This window comes from Streptomyces sp. NPDC054813 (assembly GCF_053611365.1).
Genome location: NZ_JBSHAF010000031.1, coordinates 76,353 through 92,155 on the forward strand (window position 1 = coordinate 76,353; position 15,803 = coordinate 92,155).

Genomic DNA, 15,803 nt, shown 5'->3' on the forward strand with positions numbered 1-15,803 from the left:
CTAATGTGTGAGCCGCACGCCAGGACCGGACGGAAGGAGGCGAGTGCGATGTCCATCACACCCATCCCGCGCTCCCTCCCCGACGTCCGGGCGTGACAGGTCAGAGCTGACCCGGGAGCGCTTCTCGCAGCACACATCCCGGAGGAATCCGTGACCGATCCGGTCATCCGTACGCTCGACGACAGCACCGCCCCCCTCTTCGACGCCCTGCCCGACCCCCTGCGCCTGCGCGAGACACACCGGCGCACCCGCTACCGCCCCGACTGGAAGCGGGTCGCCCTGCGCGACGGCCGGGTGGTCGCCCGCGCCGCCTGGTGGGGCGGGCCGGAGGACACCGAGCCGCTTCTGGTCAACTGGTTCGACGTGGCCGAGGGCGAGGAGGAGGCCGGCGCCGAGCTGCTGCGCAGTGCGCCCTGGCAGGCCGACGAACTGGAGCTCGACCTGCCCGCGGGCTGGCGTGACGTCCCCGCGCTGCGCACAGCCGCCGAGACCCGCTTCAGCGCCGCCCGCAAGGCGGGCTACGAACTGCTGGTGGAGCGCTACAACTACCGCTGGACCCCCGAGTGCGGCCTGCCCGAGCGGCCCGGCCGTCTCGTCTTCACCCCCGAACCCGACGACTCGGTCTTCCTCGCCATCCTGCGCGGCATCAGCTCCGCGACCCTCGACGCCCACGCCCGCCGGGCCGTCGCGAAAGGGGGAGTGGAGCTGGCGGCCCAGGAGGACCTGGAGATCTTCCACTGGTTCCCCTCGCCCCGCGAGTGGTGGCAGATGGCCCGCACGCCCGACGGGGAGCCGGTCGGCATCCACATCCCGGCCCGCAATCCGTCCGGGCCGTGCATCGGGTTCATCGGCGTCCTGCCCGGACAACGCGGGCACGGCTACGCCTACGACCTGCTCGTCGAGTGCACCCGCTTCCTCGTCGAGCAGGGCGCGGAGGCCATCGGCGCCGCCACCGACCAGGGCAACTTCCCGATGGCCGCGCACTTCGCCAAGGCGGGCTACCCGGTCGTCCGGGAGCGGGTGAACTTCTGGGCCTCGGTCGCGGTCAGCGCCGGGTGACAGGCTGACGACGCGGTGCTCTCGCCGTACGGCCCGGTCCCCGGTTCCTGTTGAGGTTCCTGTTGCCCATCGGGGGGACCGGGCCTGGTCGAGGCGGAGCGACGACCCCGTGGCGGACCGCTAGTCGATGTCCTTGCCCAGCAGGGTCTCCGTCTCCGTGAGGATCTCGGTCACCCGTAGGGCGAACGCGGCGTCGCAGGGGTGCGGGTGGCCTGTGCGGGCGGCGGTGACCAGGGCGTCGGCGGCCCGGGACAGGGCGGGGACCGCTCCTTCCGCACTCCTCGGCAGCAGCGTCACCCCCGCCGCGCCCCGCAGCTCCACATCGGCCCCGGCCGCCGCTGGGGGAGCCGTCAGGCTCAGGGTCACCGTGCTCGACGCCCCCGTGGCGTGGTCGAGGACGAGATGAACGGTGTCCGCGGGGCCGTGCACGGCGGCCGCCACCCGCCGTACGTCGCCCAGGACCGGCAGCAGCACGGACAGGGCGTGCGGGCCCACGTCCCACAGCGCGCCCTTCTCCCGCCGCCACGGCGACGCCGCGAACGGGCTCCCGTCGGTGAACACCGACCCCAGCCACTGCGCCCGCGCCGTGAACCAGCCCGCCGTGCCGGCCTGTTCACCGATCCATGCCTCCGGCTCGCTCTGGAAGCGGGTGGTGAAGAAGACCACCGAGGCGACCTGGGCCCGCTCGGCCGCCTCCACCACCGCCCGCCCCTCGGCGACGCCGAGGGCGAGGGGCTTGTCCAGCAACAGATGCCGACCCGCCGCCGCGGCCCGCACCGCCAGTTCCGCCTGCACGGCCGGCGGCAGCGCCACGGCCACCGCGTCGACGTCGGCGAACAGCGCGTCGACGTCGTCGTACGCCCGGACCCCGTACTCCCCGGCCAGCTCCACCGCGGCCTCCGGGCGGCGGCCCCACACCCCGGTGAAGTCCAGCGATCCGTGCCCCGCCAGCGCGGGGGCGTAGGCCGCCCATGCCCAGGGGCCCGTCCCCAGCAGTCCGATGCGCATCTCCCGTTCCTTTCTCCGTGCCCGGTGCCACATCCTCGCCCAGACCGTCAAGGCGTCGTGCTCCGCCCGCCGTCGACGTAGGGCCGCTACTGCTCCGTGCCGTGCGCCAGCCAGCCGGCGATGGTCTCGGCGATCGGCTGACCGGTGTCCATCTCGACGAAACCGAACTGGCCCGACTGGTTGCACTCCAGGAACCACCAGATGCCGTCGGCATCCTCCGCGAAGTCGAAGGCACCGTAGGACAGCTCGGCGTCCTTCATATACGTGTGAACGGTCTCGGCGACTCGCGGCGGCACCTCAGCCGCCAGCCAGGGAGAGACGGACGGGGCGAACCGGACGTCCACGTCGTCGGGTTGCGCGTCCGGGCTCACCGGCTTGCGGGCGGCCAGCAGCCGCTCGCCGACCACCGTCAGCCGGATGTCGGCCCGCTTGGCCACCCGCCGCTGCAACAGCGTCGGCCCGAAGGCCACCGCCGAGAAGTCGGCGTCGGGCGCCACCCGGCTGGTCGGCACCGCCCGCGGCGGCTCCTGCGGATGCGCGCCCGACACCGGCTTCACCACCAGGTCCGGGAAGCGCTCCGCGAACTCCCTGGCCGCCTGCGGGAACGTGGTGATCAGCGTCGCCGGCACGGCGAGCCCGCTGCGCTGCGCCAGCCGCAGCTGCCACGGCTTGTGGCGGGCCCGGCGGGCCGCGTCCGGATGGTTCATCCAGCGCGCGTCGGTCCCGCGCAGCATGCCGTACAACGCCTGTTCGGACTCCTCGGTCAGCCAGGTGGACGGCTGGGTGGCCCGGGCGGCCGCCACTCCCGGCCTGCGCACCCAGATGGAGCGGAGGCCGTTCATGCTCACCAGACGCCCGTTCACGGACAGATGCCCGCGGCTGGCGCCCTGCACGAACTCGCCCGACAGGGCCACACCGCTGGTCAGATCGGCAGGGTCGAGGCGGACGACGGGCACTCCGGCCTCGTGCAGGCGGAGGACCACCATGTCCGCCGTCACGTCCTCGTCACTGGTCAGGATGAGCACAGTCATCGTCGGGGTCCGCGCTCAGTCGTCGAAGTGCGTCTTGGAGCCCGCGGTCGAGGTCGTGGTCCCCAGGGCTCTGAGCGTTGCGTGATCGGTGGCCGCGATCCGGCCATCGAGGAGAACGTTCAACTGCAGTCCGGAGTCATACGCGTACGGAGTGATGACGTCCAACTGCACTGCGGGGCGTGCATAGTTGAGCGCGAACGGTTGCATGGTCTCTCCCTGTTTCGTTCTTCCATGCACTTATACGATTCGAACGCGTGGTTGGTTTCCTTACTCTGCGTAATCTCAGTCCTAATTAAGGGCTTGTTAAGGAACCAGCCGGAAATCAGCGGCGAATCGTTCCCGCCCGTGGCCGATTTCACATGCCCGTCCGGCATGTGACGGCGTCAGATGCCCGCGATGGTCCGGGATGTCTCCAGGGTCTGTTCGGCGTAGCCCCGTCCGAAGAGCGCGGTATGCACCAGCAGCGGGAACAGCTGATGCACCGCCACGCGCTCCGCCCAGCCGGCGGCGAGGGGGGCCACTTCCTGGTACCCCTCCAGAACCAGGTCAAGGTACGGGCAGTCGAAGAGAAGGAGCATCGCCAGATCGGTCTCACGGTGCCCGCCGTGCGCGGCCGGGTCGATCAGCCGGACCGTGCCGTCGGTACCCCACAGGACATTGCCGTTCCACAGATCTCCGTGCAGCCGGGCGGGCGGTTCGGGCGGGCCCGCCAACTCCGGCAGCCGCTCGCAGACCCGCTCGACCACCGCGGCCTCGCCGGGCCGCAGGGTCCCACGGTCCACCGCCGCCCGCAGATACGGCAGTACGCGGTGCTCGGCGTACCAGCGCGGCCAGTCGGTGCCCGGCTCGTTGCGCATCGGGGCGAGGCCGATCCAGGCGTCGCGCGGACCGTCCGGTGGTGCCGCCCCGAAGGCCGGTGCCCCGGCGGCGTGCAGAGCCGCGAGGGCGTGGCCGAAACGCGTCGCCGCCTCGGCGCTCGGACGCCCGGTGGGGACCCACTCGGTCACCAGCCACCGCTCGTCCTGCCCCAGCACCTCGGGTACCGCGACCGCCCCGGCGGCGGCCAGCCAGCGCAGCCCGGCCGCCTCGGCCGGTACCGCGCCGGGCCCGGCGCCGCGCTTGACCATCACCGCCCGCCCGCCGGCGAGCGTCACCTCCGCCAGGCCGCCTGCCCGTGCCCGCGCAGCCGAGACCGGCCGCCCGGTGAGCCGGGCGGCCGCCGCGCCAGGACCTTCGCCGCCGTCGACCACGGCCACCGCACCAGGGGCCGCCCGGGCTCAGGCCCCCCAGGTGCCCTGGTCGACGGCGCAGTTCCACCCCGTGCCGTGCAGGGCGAACTTCACCTTGTAGGTATGGGTGTTCAGCAGATGCGTCTGCACCTTCACGCCGAGACTGGTCTTCTTCTTCAGTGTCGTCGTGTACACCGACACCGTCTTCGACGTCTTGTGGCTGACCTTGCCGCCCTTGGCCGTCGCACTGCCGAAGCGGATGTTCTTCACATCCGTCACGGTGAACGTGACCTTCTTGAAGCTCTTGCTCGCGCTGGTGTTCTTCACCGCGAAGTACAGGCCGCCGTTGGTGACCCAGCCGCTCGAGTTCACGTAGAAGCGGCTCGGATAGACGATGTCGACCGGGCAGCCGGCGCTCCGCGCCGCCCCGGCCTGCGCGGACGCGCCGGTGGCGAGCCCCAGTTGGGCAGCGGTGACGACGCCGGCGGCAGCCAGGACACCGAAAGAAGTGCGCATACGGTTCACTGCGGTGATACCTCCCCCTACGGTACTCATCGGACCGTAGAGGAGAATCCCATCTCCGCGGCCGGAAAGCACGTGCATTTCCACGGGACTTCCACCATTGCTACGACAGGTTCCGGCCAAACCCAGGCGGTAACTACCCGTGTCGGACGGGTACGGCTAGCGTGAGGGCCGTCGCGTCGCCACACCAGGGGCACTGGGCCCCGCCGGGACTAGCGCGCGGCGGAGGGTATCCCCCTTGACCACAGCATCCGTGCTGATGGCCGACGTCTTCGAGGTTCAGCCCTACACCTCCCACTGCCAAGTCATCCACGACGAGGGCGCGCACGCCGTGATCGGCGTCTCTCCGGGCAACAGCTACTTCTCCGCCCGGCGCCTGCACGACCTCGCCCACTGGGGACTGGACCACTTCGACAGAGTCGACTTCGTCTACACCGACCTGTACGTCGCCGAGATGTACGAGGCATCCGGCTATCCGCCCGACGAGGCCCGCCGCAAGGCGGTGAAGAACCTGCGCGGGGTGCGGGCCAAGGTCCGGGACGCCGTCACCGAGGCCGATCCGGAGGGCACCCGGCTGCGCTGGCAGCCGATGTCCCACTTCCGTACCAACGCCGCCTACCAGGAGATCCACCGCCTGCTGCGGGGCCGGCTGGACGAGGACGGCGAGTTCCGGACCGTCTGCGACTCCCTGGTCAGCCGCTTCCTTTCGGACAGAGGAGAGGAGGCGAGCGACCGGCAGCGCGCCGTGTGCCTGGAGTACGTGTGCGCGGAGGCCCCGCTCTTCCTCGACACCCCCGCCATCCTCCAGGTGCCGTCCTCCCTCAACTGCTACCACCAACTGCTCCCGATGGCGGAGCTGTTGTACGCCCGCGGCGCCGGACTGCGCGCCTCCCGCAACCAGGGGCACGCGATCGTCACCCCCGCCGTCGAAGGAGCCGCGGCATGACCACCGTCACGGAGTTGCTGCCCTTCCCGTTCTCCTGGGACGGCACCCGGGTGCCGGACGAGGTCGGGGACCTGCGTGCCACGACCCCGGTACGGCGGGTGCGCACGATCGCCGGCGACGAGGCCTGGCTGGTGTCGTCGTACCGGCTGTGCCACCAGGTGCTGCGCGACGACCGGTTCTCCCTCAAGGACACCTCGGCACCGGGCGTGCCCCGCCAGTACGCGCTCACCATCCCGCCCGAGGTGGTGAACAACATGGGCAACATCACCGGCGCCGGGCTGCGCCGAGCGGTGCTCAAAGCCCTCAACCCCAAGGCGCCGGGCCTCACCGAGTGGCTGCGCGCCGAGGCGCACCGGCTGGTCGACCGGCTCGTCGGGGACGGACCGACGGCCGATCTGCGGGGCGCGTTCTGCGAGCCGTACTCGGCAGGGATGCACTGCCGCATCCTCGGCATCCCGCAGACCGAGGCCCCGGCGTTCCTGCGCAGCCTCGACATCGCGTTCATGAACTCGGCGTGCCCGGTCACCGGCGCCCGGATCAACTGGGACCGGGACATCGCCCGGATGACGGCCCTGCTCGACGACCCGGCCACCCATGGCCTGATGGGCGAGCTCGCCGCACTCCGGGACAGCCTCGACGACGACCGTCCGAGTGAGGAGATGCTGGCCACCGTCGGCGTCACCATGTTCGGCGCCGGAACCGTCTCCACCTCCGGCTTCCTCACCATGGCCCTGGTGTACCTGCTCACCCGTCCCACGGCACGCGATCTCCTCAGGGACCGCCCGGACCTGATCGGCCCGGGGATCGAGGAACTGCTGCGGGTGAACCTCTCCATCGGCGACGCGCTGCCCCGGCTCGCCCTGGCGGACGTCCGGCTCGGCGACGCCGGCATCCGCAAGGGCGACCTCGTCCTGGTCCTCGTCGAGGGCGCCAACCTGGACCCGGAGAAGTTCCCGGACCCGCACCGCTTCGACGTGCACCGCGACAACACCGCCGACCATCTCTCCTTCGGCGGCGGAGCGCACTACTGTCCGGCGACCGCGCTGGGCCGGGCGCACGCCCGGATCGCCCTGGAGGTCCTGCTCGACCGGCTGCCGGATCTCGCCCTCGCCGTGCCGCCCGCCCAACTGGTGTGGCGCACCGGCTTCATGAAGCGCATCCCGGAGCGGCTGCCCGTGATCTGGTAGCACCCGCTCCGGCCGGGCTTCTCTCAGGCCGGCTCGATCCGGCCGATCGCGTTGCCCAGCAGTTCGGTGAACCACACCGTGCCGTCCGGGCCGGTCGTGAGCCGGAAGGGCGACTTGTCGGGACCGGCCGGCACCGGTACGACGGTGATCCCGCCGTCCGCCGACACCCGGCCGATGCGGCCGGACCGGTCGGTGAACCACACCCGGCCGTCCGGCGCCGCGGCGATCCCGCCGGGGTCGCCGTCCGCTCCGGGCAGCGGGTACCGGGTGACCCGGCCGGTGCCGTCGATCCGGTCGACGGAGTCCGACCCGGACGCGGTGAACCACATCCCGCCGGGCCCGGCGACGATGTCCTCGGGGAAGTCGGCGCGGCTCACCAGCGGGAACTCGGTGATCCGGCCGGTGGTGTCGATCCGCCCGATCCTGCCGCCGGCCAGTTCGGTGAACCAGAGGGCACCACCGGCACCGGCGGCGATGCCGTACGGGAGGGCGGCGGCGGTGGGCACCGGGTACTCGCTGATCCTGCCCGCGGTCGTGATCCGGCCGATCCGGTTGGTCCCCGGTTCGGTGAACCACAGGGCGCCGTCGGGCCCGCGGGTGATGCCGGCGGGTGCGCTCGCGGCCCGGGGCAGGACGAACTCGGTGACGGTGCCGGAGGTGGTGATCCGTCCGATGCGTCCGGCCGCCTGCTCGGTGAACCAGAGGGCGTGGTCCGGCCCCGGGGTGATGGCGAAGGGCGCGCTGCCCGGGGTCGGGGTGCGGCGGTCGGTGACGGTGCCGTCCGCCGCGATGCGCCCGATCCGGGCGGCTCCGGACTGGGTGAACCACAGCGCCCCGTCCGGCCCGGCGGTGATCCCGGCGGGCAGGCTGTCGGCGGTGGTGGTGATCGGATACTCCGTCACGCCACCGCCGCCTGCGGCGCGCGCGGGCGCCGCGACGGCGGTCACGCCGGTCAGGGCGCCGAGCAGGAGAGCGAGCACGCGTCGGGGGAGTCGGCGGGGCATACGGGGTCCTGGTCCTCGTCAGACGGACTGTCAGATCGAGGCTAGGCGCGGCCGCACCGCCGTACGACCCGACCGGTCCGGACGGGGGAGGTGCCCCGGAAGGCAAGTGCGGGCGCCCGGGAGCTCGGCCGAGCCGTCAGGCGAGGGACACCCGAGTAACTCCCTTGTTACGCAAGGATTGACGCGCCCCAGGCGTCCCTCTAGTTTCTGATCGCCTCTCCGAACCGCGTTCGAAGTACCGAACATCCCCTCTTCGTCTGGAGCGCACATGAACGGCACCCCCCTGTCGCGCCGGCACTTCCTCGGCGCGGCCGCGACCGTCCCCCTCGCCGCCACCGGCGCCCTCGCCCTCGGCGCCGGAACCGCCCGGGCGGCCACCGACTCGGCCTACGTGATGTGCTACTTCACCGAGCCCCCGGACATGCTGGCCGCCAACTACGGCCTGCACCTCGCGGTCAGCGCCGACGGCCTCCAGTGGACCCCGCTCAACCAGAACAACCCCGTCGCGACCCCCACCGCGGGCTCCCTCGGCCTGCGAGACCCGTTCATCCTGCGCAAGCAGGACGGCACGTTCACGGTGCTCGCCACCGACCTGAACGGCACCGACTGGACCTACGTCAGCCAGTACATCCACGTCTGGGACTCCACCGACCTGCGCAGCTTCACGGGCTACCGGCGGATGAAGCTGCACGACATGGACACCCACAGCTGGGCGCCCGAGGCGTTCTGGGACGCCGGCCGCGGCCAGTACGGCGTCATCTACTCCGCCGTCAACGCCAGCGGCCACAACGTCATCATGATCAACTACACCGGTGACTTCGTGACCGCCGGCGACCCCCAGGTCTTCTTCGACCCCGGCTACGACGTCATCGACGGCGACCTGGCGGTCGGTGTGAACGGCGTCAACTACCTGTACTTCAAGAAGAACTCGACGCTGGTCGGGGCCCGTTCCGGCTCGCTGGACCCGGGCAGCTTCACCGAGTTCAGCACGGCCGTCTCGCACAACGGCACCGAGGCCCCGACCCTGGTCAAGTCCCTAGCCTCCAGCTCGACCTGGTACCTGTGGGGCGACACCTGGTCCCCGAACGGCGTCTTCTACGCCTGGCAGACCAGTGCCCTGTCCGCCGGCACCTGGACGGCCCTCGACCAGAAGACCTACACCCAGCCGCTCAACTCCAAGCACTGCGGCATCCAGCCCATCACCTCGGCCGAGTACAGCAATCTCGTCGCCAAGTGGGGCGCCCCCACCTGGAACCGGCTGAAGTCCTACAACTACCCGGCCCGGTACGTCCGGCACAGCAACTTCGTCGGCCGGATCGACGAGTACGCCTTCGACCCCTACAGCGACGGCATGTGGAAGCTGGTCCCCGGCCTTGCCGACAGCGGCGGCGTGTCCTTCCAGTCGGTCAACTACCCGACCCGCTACCTGCGCCACTACAACTACCAGCTGCAACTCGACGAGAACGACAGCACGACGGCCTTCGCCCAGGACGCCACGTTCTACCGGACGGCCGGTCTCGCCGACTCCTCCTGGTCCTCGTTCCGCTCGTACAACTACCCGACGCGCTACATCCGCCACTCCGACTACGTGCTGCGCATCGACCCCGTGTCCACGAGCACGGAGCTGGCCGACGCCACGTTCCACGTCGGCTACTGACGCCGCAGCGGGCCCGTCAGGCGGCGACACGCCGACGACGGGCCCAGAGACCCCCGAACGGCCCCGTGCCGCCGGTCGCGATTGACCCAGCCGGGCGGTGTTGGGCGTGTCGTCACCACGGATGGGCGGCCTGGATGGTGCCGGGCGTGGCGCTGGCTGACGGTGGTTCATGTCGGGGCCGGGTCGTATCAGCCGATGGAGTATCCGCTGCCCGGCCACGGCGGAAGGACATCGAGATGCGTTCTGCCCGCATGATCCTCGCGACGACGGCAGCCACCGCAGCCCTCGCCTTCGCGGCACCCGGCGCTCAGGCCGCGGTCGCGGGGGACTGGGACAACGGAGGCCGTGACGACTCTTCCTACAGCAAGGAGCACAACGACAACAGCAGCCACGAAGGGCCGAGTGGCGGTATGCACACGGGCGGCGGAGTCCTCGCCGCGGCGAAGCTGACCAGCGAATGGGACTCGGACAGCGGCAACGACAGCAAGTTCGATCCCGAGACCTACAAGGACAAGGGCGACGACCAGGGGGGCAAGAGCGACGACCAGGGAAGCAAGGGCGACGACCAGGGAAGCAAGGGAGACGACCAGGGAAGCAAGGGCGACGACCAGGGAAGCAAGGGCGACGACCAGGGAGGCAAGGGTAATAGGGGGGACAGCGGTGACAAGGGTGACAAGGGGAGCGGTCAGGGCCGGGACCAGGGCGGCTCGTGGGGCGACGACGAGGACAATGAGAAGCCGCACGGCGGTATGCACACCGGTGGCGGCGGGCTCGCCACGGCCGGGGTGACGACCGGCGGGCTGGCCGTCCTCGGTGTGGCGGCCGCCGGCGCCTACGCCCTGCGGCGCAGGAACAACGCCGGGTCCGTGTCCTGACGGGCTTGCGTATACGGGAGCCGCGGCCGCCGACCGTCATGGACGCGGCCGCGGCCCCGTTCCCCCCTCCCGCTGCCGTGCCCAGAAAGGTGATCTCCGATGGCAGCTGGCACCTCCTGCCCGAACCCCGACGGCCCCGCCCCCGCGGCCCCTGATCCCGAGGACCCGGACGGCACCCGGCGCGCCGGACGGCTGCCCGTGTGGGGCATGGCCGTCCTGCTCCTGGCCGTGGCGATGCTCTTCGGACACGGCAAAGCCTCCGACCCCTCGGGCAGCATGCCGGCCGAGAGTGCGGACGCCGCCCCCTCGGGCGGTGCGCGCGGGGCCGGCGAGGCACTGTCCCGGTCCGCGCCGACCCGTCTGCTCATCCCGAAGATCGCTGTCGACGCCCCCTTCACCACTCTCACCCTCGCCCCCTCGGGCCAGCTCCAGCCGCCGCCCGCCGCCGACACCAATCTCGTCGGCTGGTACGCCGAGGGCCCTGCGCCCGGCGAGGCGGGCACCGCGATCATCGCCGGGCACGTCGACACCAAGATCTCGGCCGCTGTCTTCGTCCGGCTGGACGAACTGGCGCCCGGCGACGGCTTCTCGGTGCTCCGGGCCGACGGCACGGAGGCGGACTTCGTGGTCGACAGCGCCGACACCTTCGCGAAGGACGACTTCCCCAGCGAACGCGTCTACGCGGACACCCGCCGTCCGGAGGTGCGCCTGATCACCTGCGCCGGCGACTACGACCACGACGTGAAGGACTACACGGAGAACCTGGTCGTCTTCGGCCACCTCGTCTGATATCGAACGCGTGATCGCGTGTCGGGCGACAGAGATTGAGCCATGGTCGGAAGTGGGCAGCCGTGAGCGAGGTCATGATCGCCGTGCTGACCGAGGACCGGATCTGCTCGGAGATCCTCACCCTGGCCGTGGCGGGCACCGAGACCACGGCGTCCGAACTGTCACGGGGCCTGTACGAGGTCGCCCGCAACCCGGAGATCGAGTCCCGGGCCCTCGCCGAACTCGACGAGCTGCTGGGCGACCGGCCGGTGGCCTTCAAGGACGTCACCCGGCTGCCCTGCCCGGACCGTGTGATCAAGGAAGCGCTTCGCCAACGGCCACGCGCCGTGGCCCCGTTGAGCACCGCAGAGCCGCGCGCCGAGGCCCGGTGAGCACGGTACGGGCGCCGGCTGCGGGCGGTTGAGTGGTTCAGCCGCCCGTCGACTCCCGTACCACCAGGCGGAAGGGGCCGATGAACTCCTCCCGCTCCGGCCCGGGCCCGGCCCGGTCGATGCGTGCCGCCAGCAGGTCGACCGCGCGTTCGGCCATCAGGTCGTGGTCCGGGTCGACGGTGGACAGGGAGGGGACGAGGTACGCGCTCTCGTCGACGTTGTCGAAGCCGATCACCTTGACCCGCTCCGGCACCCGGAGCCCGGCGTCGGCGAGCGCGCGCAGTACGCCCATGGCCACCGTGTCCGTCACGCAGAACACCCCGTCGACATCGAGGCCGTCCGCCAGCCGCTCCCGGACGCGACGGGCGGCCTCCTGCATGGTGAGCGACTCGGCGGTGACCAGCAGTTCCGGGTCGGCCGACAGCCCCGCGGCCGCCAGCGCCCGCAGATATCCGGCGTGCCGCAGGCTCGACACGTCGGCCTCGCTGCCCAGGCGCCCGCACACCAGGGCGATCCGCCGGCAGCCCCGCTCGACGAGATGGCGGGTCGCCGCCTCCGAGGCCGCCTCGTTCGGCATGGCGACATGGTCGACGGGCCCGCCGAAGATCCGCTCGCCCAGGATCACCACCGGATGGTCGACCTCCAGCGCCTCGAGATCGGCCGGCCCCATCCCGACGGTGCTGAGGATGAGTCCGTCGTAGAGCCGGTTACGGGACAGGGAGAGGGCCGCCAGCTCGTTCTCCCGGCGGGCCCCGGTCTGCTCGATGCTCACCCCGAGGCCGTGCCGGTCGGCCGCCGCGATGACCGAGGCGGCCAGCCGGCCGTAGTACGGGCGGTTGATCTCGGGGACCGCCAGGCAGATCGTCCCGGTACGGCCCTTGCGCAGATTGCGGGCGGCAACGTTGACCCGGTAGTCGAGCCGGGTCATCGCCTCCAGGACGCGGTCCCGGGTGGCCGGGCGGACGTTGGGGTGGCCGTTGATCACGTTGGAGACGGTCATCGCCGAGACTCCGGCCGCCTTCGCCACGTCCTGGATCGTCGCCACGTTCACTCCCGCCTGCCGTCCTCGGCAAGACGATAGAGGGCGGCGCCGTGGGCGGGCAGTTCGACGGCCAGGCGCCGGCCGTCGTGGGCGGTGTCGGTGCGGGTCCAGACCTCCCGGACCCGGTCGCGGGGTTCGGCCCCGATCGACCCCAGCGGCACCTCGAACCGGCGCTCCTCGTCCGCCAGCGAGAACACCGCCGCGTACCGGGAGCGGCCGTCGGTGTCCCCGGCGGTCCACAGCACCAGGTCCCGCTCGCGCAGCACCTCCCGGTTTCCGGTGCTGTGCCACAGGACGTCGAGCGCCTCGTCGTTGGTGAGCAGCTCGATGGTCTCCGGCGGGCTGGTGGGCAGGTCGCCGCCCATCATCAGCGGTGAGCGGGAGATCAGCCAGAGGGTGAGCAGGCTGGTCTGCTCGGGGCGGGTGAGGGCCGACTGTCGGTCCGCGCCGCGCTCCGCGCGGATGCCGATGCGGCCCAGCGGCAGCATGTCGGCGTCCGCCCAGCCCTGTCGGCCCTGCCAGGGGGCCCAGCGGGCCATCCGCGCGAACTGGGCCTCGACGTCCGCCCAGCGGTCCCACAGGTCGTCGCAGACCCGCCACATGGTGGCGTGCTCCCGCAGGTGGTCGAGGCGCGCGAGGGACATGTCCGTGCCGGGGGAGAGGCTCAGCTCGATCGGCCGGCCGCTGCGCTCGACGGCCAGGGCGTAGGCGGCGATCTCCCGCTCATGGTAGGGGAAGAGCATGTCGTCGGCCTTGACGAAGTCGACGCCCCACGCGGCGAACTGGGCGACCTGGGAGTCGTAGTAGGCCTGGGCGCCGGGGTGGTCGTGGTCCAGGCCGTGGTTGTCGGAGTTCCAGGGGCACACGGAGTCGGTGTCGGCCACGTCGGCGGCCGTGAACTCCGTCCCGAGCACCGGGAGTTCGGCCTCGACCGCGCGCCGGGGGATGCCCCGCATGATGTGCAGCCCGAACCGCAGGCCCATGCTGTGCACCTGCTCGGCCAGCGGACCGAACCCGGCCCCGGCGGCGGCGGACGGGAACCTGTTCGGTGCGGGGAGCTGGAGGCCGTACCCGTCGAGGACGAGCGGGGCGTCCGGGTTGTAGCCGTGGGCCCGCGCGGTGGGGTCGTACCACTGGATGTCCACGACGACGGTGTCCCAGCCGTACTGCAGCAGGTGCTCGCGCATGAACTCCGCGTTGGCGAGGACCTCTTCCTCGGTGACGGTGGTGCCGTAGCAGTCCCAGCTGTTCCAGCCCATCGGCGGCCGCAGGTGCCGCGGGGGCAGGGGGCGTGCGGATCGGGTCATGTGCGCACTCCTGGGGGTCAGTGCTGGTGCAGGGCGGCCTGGACGGTGACGAACGAGTGCGGCGGGAGGGAGAGCCGCAGGCCGTGAGAGGTCGCGGTGAGGTCCTCGAATGCCCGCGGAGCAACGGCTGTCGCGCTCTGCGGTGAGTTGTGGGCCTGGAGCCTGTCGGCCGTGAGGACCCGGGCGGTCGGCTCGCCGAGGGTGCCGCCGCGCAGGTCGAGGGTGATCTCGGCGGGTTCCTCGGCGTCGAGATTGCTCAGCGAGATCAGGACCGTGCCGTCTTTGACGCTGGCCGAGGCGGAGAGGGTGTCGAGTTCGGCGTCCCCGACCCGGCGCCGGGTGTCCTCGCCGCGCAGGTGCACCGGTAGCGACGTCGCGTCCTGGTGGCCCTTGTTCATCTCGAAGACGTGGTAGCTGGGGGTCAGGACCAGGGCGTCGCCGTCGGTGAGGAGCATGGCCTGGAGCACGTTGACGGTCTGGGCGATGTTGGCCATGTGCAGGCGGGCGGCGTGCTTGTGGAAGATGTCGAAGTGGGTGCTCGCCACCAGCGCGTCGCGCAGGGTGTTCTGCTGGAAGAGGAAGCCGGGGTCGGTGCCGGGCTCCACGTCCCACCAGGTGCCCCACTCGTCGAGGACCAGGCCCACCGTGCGGCCCGGGTCGTAGACGTCCATGACCGTGGAGTGGCCGGTGAGGATGCGGTCGATACGGCGGGCCGACAGCATCGTGCGGTAGTAGTCGTCGGTGCCGAAGTCGGTGGCGCTGCCCTTGGCCTCCCAGGGTCCGGAGAGCGTGTAGTGGTGCACGGACAGGCCCTGGAAGAAGTTCTTCGGGGTGGCCTCGCAGCCGAAGCAGCTGATCTGCTGCATCAGGGTCTCGGTCCACTTGTAGTCGGCGTCGGAGGCGCCCGAGGCGATGCGGTAGAGCTTGTTGTCGCCGTGGTCGCGGCAGTAGGTGGCGTACTGGCGGGCCAGGTCGGCGGAGTACTCGGCGCGCATGTTGCCGCCGCAGCCCCAGGTCTCGTTGCCGATGCCCCAGAACCTGACCTTCCACGGCTCCGCGCGGCCGTTCTCCTTGCGCAGCCGCACCATCGGGCTGTCGCCGTCCCGGGTGAGGTACTCGACCCACTCGCTCATCTCACGGACGGTGCCCGAGCCGACGTTGCCGCTGATGTAGGGCTCGGCACCGAGGAGTTCGCACAGGGCCATGAACTCGTGGGTGCCGAAGTGGTTGTTCTCCTCGACGTTGCCCCAGTGCGTGTTCACCATCCGGGGTCGCTGCTCGCGCGGGCCGACGCCGTCCCGCCAGTGGTACTCGTCGGCGAAACAGCCGCCGGGCCAGCGGAGGTTGGGGATGTCCAGGGCGCGCAGCGCGTCCACGACGTCGAGGCGGATGCCGCCCTGGTGGGGGACGGGGGAGTCCTCGCCGACCCAGAATCCGCCGTAGATGCAGCGGCCGAGGTGCTCGGCGAAGTGGCCGTAGAGGTGGCGGCTGATGGTCGGGCCTGCGATGTCGAGGTTGATGATCGCGGTGGCGGTGGGCACGCGGGTACTCCTGTCCGGGAGGCCGATTGGTCGATATCTCGAACGACGTTCGGAAAGCGTTTGTATCGATAAAAAGCTGCCATCGGGGCGTGGGCGCGTCAAGGGTGGTGCACGGGGCGGGAATGACGAACGGCGGCACCAAAAAACCCCCCCCCCGGAAGTTTTCACCCGGGTGGTTTAAAAAAAAAAAAAACACACAAAAAAAAAAACAAAAAAGGTGGAGGGTATTTTGTGT

At 71.1% G+C, this 15,803-nt stretch carries 16 protein-coding genes; 7 read left to right on the plus strand and 9 right to left on the minus strand.

Translation table 11 applies throughout. The features are described from left to right. Positions 1 to 150 precede the first annotated feature (150 nt). Positions 151 to 1,059, plus strand: coding sequence for a GNAT family N-acetyltransferase (locus ACWGJB_RS42615; RefSeq protein ID WP_453385397.1), 909 nt, complete (start codon positions 151 to 153; stop codon positions 1,057 to 1,059). Positions 1,060 to 1,179: 120 nt separating this feature from the next. On the opposite strand, the gene ACWGJB_RS42620 is transcribed toward ACWGJB_RS42615, so the two are convergent. The 5 genes from ACWGJB_RS42620 to ACWGJB_RS42640 form a co-directional block, all read right to left on the minus strand. Next, positions 1,180 to 2,067 carry a Gfo/Idh/MocA family protein gene (locus ACWGJB_RS42620; protein ID WP_453385398.1) on the minus strand — a complete coding sequence of 296 codons (888 nt, stop codon included), beginning with the start codon at positions 2,065 to 2,067 and terminating at the stop codon, positions 1,180 to 1,182. Positions 2,068 to 2,153: 86 nt separating this feature from the next. Next, positions 2,154 to 3,098: an ATP-grasp ribosomal peptide maturase gene (gene tgmB, locus ACWGJB_RS42625; RefSeq protein ID WP_453385399.1), complete on the minus strand. Its 945-nt coding sequence runs from the start codon at positions 3,096 to 3,098 to the stop codon at positions 2,154 to 2,156. A 15-nt stretch (positions 3,099 to 3,113) separates the two neighbouring features. After that, a complete protein-coding gene (gene tgmA / locus ACWGJB_RS42630; RefSeq protein WP_450761317.1) occupies positions 3,114 to 3,305 on the minus strand; it encodes a putative ATP-grasp-modified RiPP in 192 nt (63 codons plus the stop codon). Positions 3,306 to 3,481: 176 nt separating this feature from the next. Further along, positions 3,482 to 4,348 (minus strand): fructosamine kinase family protein, encoded by an 867-nt coding sequence (locus ACWGJB_RS42635; RefSeq protein ID WP_453385423.1) that lies wholly within the window; start codon positions 4,346 to 4,348, stop codon positions 3,482 to 3,484. Between the two features lie 27 nt (positions 4,349 to 4,375). Next, the gene (locus tag ACWGJB_RS42640; protein ID WP_453385400.1) at positions 4,376 to 4,843 is read right to left on the minus strand and encodes a hypothetical protein; all 468 of its coding nucleotides are present in this window, start codon (positions 4,841 to 4,843) and stop codon (positions 4,376 to 4,378) included. Between the two features lie 244 nt (positions 4,844 to 5,087). On the opposite strand from ACWGJB_RS42640, the gene ACWGJB_RS42645 reads away from it, so the two are divergent. Then, positions 5,088 to 5,795 (plus strand): tRNA-dependent cyclodipeptide synthase, encoded by a 708-nt coding sequence (locus tag ACWGJB_RS42645; protein ID WP_453385401.1) that lies wholly within the window; start codon positions 5,088 to 5,090, stop codon positions 5,793 to 5,795. Continuing rightward, on the plus strand, positions 5,792 to 6,982 hold the full coding sequence (locus ACWGJB_RS42650; RefSeq protein ID WP_453385402.1) for a cytochrome P450: 1,191 nt from the start codon (positions 5,792 to 5,794) through the stop codon (positions 6,980 to 6,982). Before ACWGJB_RS42645 ends, ACWGJB_RS42650 begins: the two co-directional genes overlap by 4 nt. A gap of 23 nt (positions 6,983 to 7,005) precedes the next feature. On the opposite strand, the gene ACWGJB_RS42655 is transcribed toward ACWGJB_RS42650, so the two are convergent. Further along, a complete protein-coding gene (locus ACWGJB_RS42655) occupies positions 7,006 to 7,986 on the minus strand; it encodes a Vgb family protein (protein WP_453385403.1) in 981 nt (326 codons plus the stop codon). Between the two features lie 268 nt (positions 7,987 to 8,254). Between ACWGJB_RS42655 and ACWGJB_RS42660 the strand changes: the two genes are divergently transcribed. The 4 genes from ACWGJB_RS42660 (at position 8,255) to ACWGJB_RS42675 (ending at position 11,678) form a co-directional block, all read left to right on the plus strand. Next, positions 8,255 to 9,643, plus strand: coding sequence for a glycoside hydrolase family 43 protein (locus ACWGJB_RS42660; RefSeq protein WP_453385404.1), 1,389 nt, complete (start codon positions 8,255 to 8,257; stop codon positions 9,641 to 9,643). Positions 9,644 to 9,879: 236 nt separating this feature from the next. After that, positions 9,880 to 10,518: a hypothetical protein gene (locus ACWGJB_RS42665; protein WP_453385405.1), complete on the plus strand. Its 639-nt coding sequence runs from the start codon at positions 9,880 to 9,882 to the stop codon at positions 10,516 to 10,518. 99 nt (positions 10,519 to 10,617) lie between these two features. Continuing rightward, positions 10,618 to 11,307: a class F sortase gene (locus ACWGJB_RS42670; RefSeq protein ID WP_453385406.1), complete on the plus strand. Its 690-nt coding sequence runs from the start codon at positions 10,618 to 10,620 to the stop codon at positions 11,305 to 11,307. Positions 11,308 to 11,369: 62 nt separating this feature from the next. Next, positions 11,370 to 11,678, plus strand: coding sequence for a cytochrome P450 (locus tag ACWGJB_RS42675; protein WP_453385407.1), 309 nt, complete (start codon positions 11,370 to 11,372; stop codon positions 11,676 to 11,678). Positions 11,679 to 11,715: 37 nt separating this feature from the next. Here the strand turns inward: ACWGJB_RS42675 and ACWGJB_RS42680 are convergent, their stop codons facing one another. Genes ACWGJB_RS42680 through ACWGJB_RS42690 form a run of 3 tightly spaced genes read right to left on the minus strand, consistent with a single transcriptional unit; the run spans position 11,716 to position 15,568 of the window. Beyond that, positions 11,716 to 12,723 (minus strand): LacI family DNA-binding transcriptional regulator, encoded by a 1,008-nt coding sequence (locus ACWGJB_RS42680; protein WP_453385408.1) that lies wholly within the window; start codon positions 12,721 to 12,723, stop codon positions 11,716 to 11,718. A gap of 2 nt (positions 12,724 to 12,725) precedes the next feature. Next, positions 12,726 to 14,027, minus strand: a complete 1,302-nt coding sequence (locus ACWGJB_RS42685; protein WP_453385409.1) for a glycoside hydrolase family 27 protein — start codon at positions 14,025 to 14,027, stop codon at positions 12,726 to 12,728. A 17-nt stretch (positions 14,028 to 14,044) separates the two neighbouring features. Next, on the minus strand, positions 14,045 to 15,568 hold the full coding sequence (locus ACWGJB_RS42690) for an alpha-N-arabinofuranosidase (protein WP_453385410.1): 1,524 nt from the start codon (positions 15,566 to 15,568) through the stop codon (positions 14,045 to 14,047). Positions 15,569 to 15,803: the final 235 nt, after the last annotated feature.